We start from the raw sequence: 8,291 nt of genomic DNA, 5'->3' as shown, positions 1-8,291 counted from the left end.
ATTGTAAATTTGCACAAGGGCATAGCTGGTATAGATTGCTCCTCCCTCATATTCGGCCTTGTTGGATGTGAAGTTTGAATCGGAAATATTTAAAGTTCCTCCCAATTGAAGAACTGCTCCACCGAATCCGGAATAGCAGTTTTTAAATGAATCCCGGACAATCATTGTTTTTGTATTGTACGTATTTGAAACTTTATTTCCATTTGAGTCTATAAAAACTGCTCCACCATTGTTTTCGCTGCTGGCATTTTCAAATTCACAATCAATTATTGATATGCCCTTAATTAGTTTGGTGGCAATTGCCCCGGCGGTTTTGTTGGCATGTAGGTTTTTGAACTTTGAGCAATAAATCCTCACGTCTCCCTTTCCTTCGCAAAATATTGCAGTTGCATATTTGGAGGTGGTATTCAGGAAACTGCAGTTTTCAATTGTTAAATTAGATTCATATGCATAAATGTGGCCCCTGATGATTTTATCGGAGCTGCTGATGAATGTTGAATTTGTTACAGTAATGTTGCCATTATAGGAAGTGATTGAGGCACCCTCGGATCCGCTGGTGTTGAAAAATTTACAGTTGTTTACAGTCAGTTGCCCTTTGGAATAAATTGCTCCGAAAGTAGTGCTGTTTTGTCCATTGCCTGAACAATTTATGAATGTCACATTATTCAATGTTAACTTTGAAGTGGATGAAATTGCCGAACCACCATTGGAAAATCCATTTTTGATGATTAAATTGTTTATTTCCACATTTTTTCCATTAATGTTGAATGCTCTGGTTTTGCCGTTGCAGTCGATTACATGATTATTTCCATTTATCACGAAATCGTCAGTATTCACGTGAATTCCATAAAAATAATTCATGTCCGTTGAATCGTTATATTTATAATCATTGTCAAGGGTAATATTTGAATCTGCATCAAACATCTTCGCATCAAAATCATAAAATGATTTAGTGTCCGTATTGACGTCATTTAAAACGTCTTTGTTAGTATCATTCAAATCAACTGCAGATATTGCGGTGATTGAAAACATCAATATCAGCAGGATTAATGAATATATTATAAATTTTTTGTATTTCATATTAGGCCTCATTAATTATACAAATTGATATATGTTCGCTAAAATATTTAAATTTAGTAAAAGTAGCGGTGATTTTGGTTAGAATATCGAAAATTCTAAAAAAAATAAAAAAGAGGAATAAATGTTCCTCTAACGTTTGACTTTCAGGGTTGTTTTTATTGTGTTTTTGAGGTAGGTCACCTTCATTGTGTATTTTTTGCCCTTTTTGAGTTTTTTGATAAACTTTTTCTTAATGGTGAACTTCGCTATTCCTTTTTTGTTGGTTTTGGCGGTGAATTTCTTGCCATTAAGTTTCAGTGTTATCTTTTTGTTTTTCAATGCTTTCTTGCCGTTTTTGAGTGTTGCTTTTATGACAAGCTTTTTGGCGGATTTTTTGACTGTGTATTTTTTGATTTTGAGGTTTTGCTTTACCTTGACTGTTCTTTTATCAATTTCACCTTTATATATTGCGGTCAGCTCGTATGTTCCAGGTTTTACTGTATTAGGTATTTTGAATGTGATGAAACCTTTGGCATCTGTTTTTACCTTGTATGTTTTCTTGTTGAGCTTGATTGTCACTATCTGATTTGCACCGACAAAAGTGGCATCGTCTCCAAGTATGCCCATTTTAACTTTGGTTCCATCATAGTAATACATTGCTATGTTTTTGGCACCGCTGAACCTTGAATAAACACTGATTTTGCTTTTTTTAACTTCTCCGGTTACAGGATTTGTAACTGCAATTGTCATGTAGCCCTGATTCAGTTTGGTGAATTTGATGGTTATGTATCCTGAACCGTCACTGGTGTAGCTGTTTGATTTTCCATTGATGGAAACCGCAACTTTAGTGTTTTTCAATGGCTTTCCGGCGGAGTCAAATAACTGTATTTTATGGTCATAATTGCTGTTCTGTGTTCTTTCGACATCATTTGAGACGACTGTGGTTTTTATCATGATATAATTCACAATCGAAATGTTGTTGTATGTTGTTGTGATGGAGTAGTTTCCGACATTGCAGTTTATTTCAAGCTTTGCTGTTCCGTTTTCATCCGCTTTAACAGGGTATGTTTTTCCGTTGAATTGGAAAAGGACTTCTTCGCCCGGTTTGACTTTAGCGACAAATGGAGTTTCATTGCTGTAATATTTCACCAGACTTTCGGTAATTTTCAAATCGGAAATTGTGTAGGCTTTTAAAATAGCCACATCACCGGCTTTTGCCAGATCCACCCAGGTTTTGCCGTTGTTGGTACTGTATTCGGATTGGCCATTTTGAATATTGATTCTGAGGCTAGTGGCTACAGATAATCTATTTTTAAATTGTACTGTAAATTTGTCGCCTTTTTTGACTTGAACGTATTTGTTTAGTTTTATTGTTTCATATCCTCCAAAGCTGCTTTTTCCCTGTTGGCTATGGACCTCTACGCCGTTGACGTATATTGTAAACTGATAATTGTCCCCTTCATTGCTGAAATAGGTTCCGACGGCTGCAATCAGTTCATCCTCATCGGCAATGAAGTTGCTGCGGTAGCAATTCACATTGTATTTTGCAATCTGCCCTCCAACATCGTTCTGATAGATCCTGTTGTAGGTGTCATTGGTTATTATGTAAGTTACACTTTCATCACTTGCAAATGAAAGGTCGTAATATGATATGTAGAAGTATCCTTTGTCTCCCCAGTCTGTTCCCCAGCTGTTTTTACAAATCCATGCTCCGTCTCCAGCAGGCTTAGTTAAGAAGTTGTCTCTACTATATGTGTCATTCCATCCCACAACACAAACCCTATGGGTTCCCTCGTTTATAGTTCCGGTATAGTATTGTGCGGCATGTGCCTGGTTGTAATACTTGCTTTCATCGAAGTCTGCGCGGTGGCTTACTGACAGGACTCCATACTTCATTAAAGCCTCTTTAATCAGATTATTGTCCAAAGCGTTTTTTCTTGCAGGAACGCAAACGGCATTTTCAATGTGGATATTGTCTGGAGTTATGAACAGTGAAGAAATTTTTCCGAGCTCATCATAACCGTCATATTCCTCAGGGAAAACTCCCAGCCAGTCAATCAGATAAGCCATTGCTCCAAAAACGCTTCCTCCTTCAACGGTGTTTACGGTTCCATATTTTGAATATTTCAGTATTGAATTTTGAGCGTTGTTTACTGATAGGGAGTATGTCACATTTGCATATCTCATCAGTGCTGATTCCAATGCTCCCAGGCTGCCAAACATCCAACAGGCACCCATGAATCCCTGGTTCTTAACAGGTGAAACCCAACCGTAGTCCCTTAAATCAAATGTTTTACGTATTTCCCCAACGGATGATGGGCTGCTGATTACTGTAAATGGGTTTGTCACGCCTTCAAAGTTATAGTTGTTATTTTTGTTATTGAGTGAGAGTTTGTCATTGGTGAAATTGTTCTCATTGAATGATACCTTTCCATATACTGTGTATATGCTTGTGGCGTTTGACGGATTGTTGAAGTAATTGTTTTGCAAAGTCAGATTGGTGTCATATGCAAAAATGGTTGAAACGTTGACACCGAGGTTATTTTCGAAGGTGTTTTTTCCGATAAACACGTCTCCCTTGTCGAAATAACATGCTCCGCCATAAGACAGTTCATCCTTGAGTGTGTTGGATTTGAAGTTTGTTTCGTAAATCTGCACTTGTGCGTAACTGGTATAGACTGCACCGCCTTCATATTCGGCCATATTTGATGTGAAGTTTGCAAAGGAAAGAATTAAATTTCCTCCCAATTGAAGAAGGGCTCCTCCAAATGAGGAATAGCAGTCATTGAATCTGGTGGTGGCGAGCACAACGCTTATTTCTTTTTGTTTATTTCCATTTGAATCTATAAAGATTGCACCACCATTATTTTCACTGGATATGTTGTCGAACTCACAATTATTAATTCCCAAACTGTCAATTAGTTTGGTGGCGATTGCCCCTGCGGTTTTATTGGCATGTAGGTTTTTAAACCTTGAGTTGGAAATATCCAATTTTCCCGCACCTTCACAAAATATTGCAGTTGCATATTTTGATGTGGTATTCAGGAAATCAGAGTTTTCGATTATTATATTGGATTCATATGCATAAATGTGTCCCTTGAAGATTTTATCGGAGCTGCTGATGAATGTTGAATTTGTTATGGTCACATCGGTTGAATAGGCGGTAATTGAAGCGCCCTCATATCCGCTGGTGTTGAAAAATCTACAATTATTTACAATCAGTTTTTCCTGGGCTTGAATTGCCCCTAAATTAGTGCTTTCAGTTCCATTGCCTGAACAGTTTATAAATGTCACATTATTCAATGTTAATGCTGAAACAGTTGAAATTGCTGAACCTTGCTCGTAAAATGCATTTTTAATGATTAAATTCTTAATTTCCACATTGTTTCCTATAATGTTGAATGCTCTGGCTTTGTTATCGCAATCAATTACATGATTATTTCCATTTATTACAAAGTTATCCTTGATTATATTTATTCCCTTGACATGGTCCTGGTCTTTTGTATTGTTATATTTATAGTCATTTCCAAGATCAATATTCGATTCTGCATCATTAATGCCACGATTTAAATCAGAAAAGGAGTTGGCATTCATGTTTTCATCTTTCAGCACATTCGTATCGTCCGTATCGTTCAAATCAGCTGCAGATATTGCCGTGATTGAAAACACCAATATGAGCAATATGAATGAGCCTAAAATCAGTTTGTTAAATTTCATATTAAACCTCACCATAATATATGATGTAATATATTTTGGAAATTATTTAAGGTTATTTGAAAATTGTTAGAATTAGTCTGATATGAGCATATAGTATTTCAGATGGATATTAAAATATGATTTTGATGGTTTGGGTGTTAAAAAAAATGGTGTGAAGGAAGATAACTGTTTAGTTATCTTCAAATCTTCTTCTGTCAATTAATTCTTGACGTTTACCTGGGTTCCAACCTCCGGATGCAGATTTTGCACGTCCAACTTGTTGAACGTATCCGGTAATTCTGTCATACCATTCTACATCTTCTTGTTCACCGCAGGTAGGACAAACATTGTTTAATCCTTTCATTAAAGTTTTACATTTTAAACAGAAGCTTAATGCTGAGCTGTAAGCCCAGAATCCGATATCGGATTTTCTTGCGATTTTATTGGTTAAACTCATTAATGAATCTGGATCTGAGTAGGATTCTCCCATGAATGCATGGAAGATGTGACCACCAGGAGTTAAACCGTGATATTGTTCTTCAATTTTGATTTTTTCGATTAAGGATAATCCGGTGTCTACTGGTACGTGTGAGGAGTTGGTGTAGTAGTTAGCGTTTCCGTCACCTTGTACGATAGCTTGGTCTTTGAATTGTTTTTTGTCGAGAGTTGCGAATCTGTAAGCAGTGGATTCAGCAGGGGTTTGTAAAACAGACCATCTGAGTCCGGTTTCTTCTTGTAATTTTTTAGCTCTGTCATTAACATATTCGAGACATTTTACACCGAACTTGTTGGAGTCAGGGTTTTCGATTCCTTCACCGAATAAGGATAATAACATTTCGTTAAGTCCAACAAAACCGAAGGATAAAGTTGAATTTTCTATTCTGTAGTATGATTCTCCATTTACATCCTGTTTTAAGAATGGTAAAATGTGGAAATCATTTAAACATTTTAATCCTTGTTCTCTTCTGAGCATCAAGGTTTCAACTGCAAGGTCCATGTATTCGTCTAAGTATTCGAATACTTGGCTTTCATCTTTGGATTGGTATCCGATTCTTGGGAAGTTTAAGGTAACGTATGCGAGGTTACCTGTTCTTAAACAGTCTTGGTCCCAGTCACCGGTCCAGGTGTCTTGTAAACAGGTTCTGCATCCCATGTAGTTTGCCATTTTTCCTCTGTATTTAGGGAACATGTTTACAAAGTATGATGAACCGTATTTTGCAGATAATTCATGAACTAATCTTAAGTCATCTTCGTATTCACTGGTCATTGTTTCTTTACGGAGAGTGTAGATTGTATTTGGGAATAAGTGAGGTTTTCCTTCATTGTCTCCTTCAAGCAATGTTTCAGTGAATGCTCTTTGAATTAATCTGGTTTCATCTTCAAAATCAGCGTAAGTTCCGACAACTTGACCTTTTGGTCCGTATGCGGTTTCTTCTTTTAAGAAATCAGGAACACCGAATTCCAATGCCATACTTGTGAATGGAACTTGTGATCCTCTTGCAGCGTAAGCCATGTTTAAGTTATATACAAGCATTTGGACAGCTTGTTTGATTTCTTCGTAGGTTCTTCCTCTTGCAAATGGTGCGACAAATACGTTCCAGAGGGACATTGATTGTCCACCGGACATGTTTTGTTGTGCTGCAAGCATGATTTCACCAGTGTGGTTCATTAAGGTTTCCATGTGGTTTGGTGCACCTGCAATGGAGGTGTGGTCACCGGTACCGTCCACTTTAAGTCCGTATCTGATGAATGTTCTTATATCATGTTGTAAACAGTTTAAAGGTCTTCCTGCGAAGAATTCTAAATCGTGAATGTGAATGTCACCGGCCATGTGGGCATCTGCTAGGTGTGCAGGTAACATTTTTAAGAGTGCGTATTGTTTTAATGCTTCGTCTGCTACGTGTTTGTGGATACTTTCTGGGTTGTGTATCATGTTTGCGTTGTCCCTGTTACCGTTTTCGATTAAAGAGGTAATGTTGTATACAGGGATACCTAAACGGGTGTAACGGCTTCTTAAATCTTCTAAACCGTATTCAATCAATTTTGTGTTGACCATTTCCCTGATCATTGGGGCGGTCAGGTATTCCACATTCAATTTTTTGAGTTCCTTCCAGGTTTCGGTAGCAATTTCAAAAGCAGTTTCTTGGCTAGCACCGGTTTCTTCAATTAAGGTGTTAGCGATTTTTGATAAGTCAAATGCTTCAATAGTATCTCTGGAGGTACGTACTTTTAATTGAGTGCTTGCTAAGTATTTGTTAGCTATTTCTGGGTCGATATCTTCTAAACATTCGTGTACGATTTTTTTGATTTCTTTGGTTTTGATTCCATCGTATAATTGAGATACTACAGTTGCAATGATTTTGTCAGATTCAAAGAATGGGGTCTCTACCATTATCAATGATTTCATTAATTTTTCGTAACTAAATCTTTCTTTTATACCGTTATTTTTCTCCACGTTAATTTTAACGGTTTTATCTAAGTTATTTCCTAATTCTGATATTTTTTCCATTTAATTCACACCATTTTCCTAGTTATTAAAAAAATTTATTATCCAATATTGAGAGAGCATACACTCTCACCTGCTATTACTATATGTAATCACTTGTATAATTATTGTTCGTATTGATACGAACATCTACTTAATACTTAGATTTTTATGGTATATAAATTGTTCGTCTTGTTACGAACAAAGTTCATATACTCTGATATTTTCTATATTCAACATATTAAAAATCAATTGTCCGAGAGCATTTGAAAAGTAATCAGAAAAATACGTCAAGCGAGCTCTGCTTGGACTTGTCACTTTCAAACAGTGAGTTGATACCAAACTCCTGAATCTCCAGACGCTGCTCAAGGTAATGTGATACCGGATAACGGTTGACCAGATCTCTTGAAATTTCAAGATACTTGGTAACTGATCCTTTTGAAACAGATAAAATTAAATTGCCTCCGCAACTGCACTTTCCGGTAAGAGGCATTCTGCGGTATTTGGCACCGCACTTTGTGCACCTTACCTTCTGCTTGGAAAATGCCCTTGAGTTACCCATGATGTCAGGCAGGAAGTGGGATGTCAATACCTTTTCGACAACACCTCGCTGGTCGACCGCACGTATGGTTTCGGCAAGCGCAATCTGTGCCTCCACCTTTTCCCTCATGGAAGGCAGCCTCTTGTAAAGGCATACTGTAGGTCCAGCATGGATGTTTGAAGTGTGGTGGGAAAACATCAGTCCCTCATACTGCTCAGGTGTTCCCAAATGCATTTCAACGTTATCGATATATTCCAGAACGTCAGCAGGCTTGTGAGGAGTGTAGGTTTCCTCATAAAACTCAACAGGGAACCTTTCGAATATGTCCAGGTTGTGGGATTCGTCGTCTATCTCTTCAGGATCGATTCTTGAAGATAAAACTAAAGGCGCATCCATACTACCTCCCCTTGTATTCGGCAGGTATGTCTTTGAAAAGTTAATCAATGCATCCAAAAGCAGCATCACTGCATCTTCGTCACTGTCGCAGTTTCTACGTTTTGCTGAATGGAA

2 protein-coding genes and 2 pseudogenes are annotated in these 8,291 nt (G+C 37.4%); all 4 read right to left on the bottom strand.

The annotated features are described in order from the left end of the window. Window positions 1-1,080: pseudogene (locus tag QZN27_RS07435) on the bottom strand (hypothetical protein); the annotation flags it as partial. Window positions 1,081-1,209: 129 nt separating this feature from the next. Then, complete coding sequence (locus tag QZN27_RS07430) at window positions 1,210-4,776, bottom strand: C1 family peptidase (protein WP_296785840.1); 3,567 nt, start codon at window positions 4,774-4,776, stop codon at window positions 1,210-1,212. 169 nt (window positions 4,777-4,945) lie between these two features. Then, window positions 4,946-7,264 carry an anaerobic ribonucleoside-triphosphate reductase gene (gene nrdD / locus QZN27_RS07425; RefSeq protein WP_296785836.1) on the bottom strand — a complete coding sequence of 773 codons (2,319 nt, stop codon included), beginning with the start codon at window positions 7,262-7,264 and terminating at the stop codon, window positions 4,946-4,948. A 253-nt stretch (window positions 7,265-7,517) separates the two neighbouring features. After that, window positions 7,518-8,291, bottom strand: a pseudogene (locus tag QZN27_RS07420) (DNA polymerase II large subunit); the annotation flags it as partial.

The sequence above is a fragment of the uncultured Methanobrevibacter sp. genome (assembly GCF_900316895.1).
Lineage (GTDB): Archaea > Methanobacteriota > Methanobacteria > Methanobacteriales > Methanobacteriaceae > Methanocatella.
Note: the sequence above shows the minus strand (reverse complement) of the source record. Positions and strands in the feature narration are given on the sequence as shown.

Excerpts from the sequence above, each read along its gene's own strand:
- QZN27_RS07430 (WP_296785840.1), bottom strand. The coding sequence starts at position 4,776 with ATGAAATTTAACAAACTGATTTTAGGCTCATTCATATTGCTCATATTG.
- nrdD (WP_296785836.1), bottom strand. The coding sequence starts at position 7,264 with ATGGAAAAAATATCAGAATTAGGAAATAACTTAGATAAAACCGTTAAA.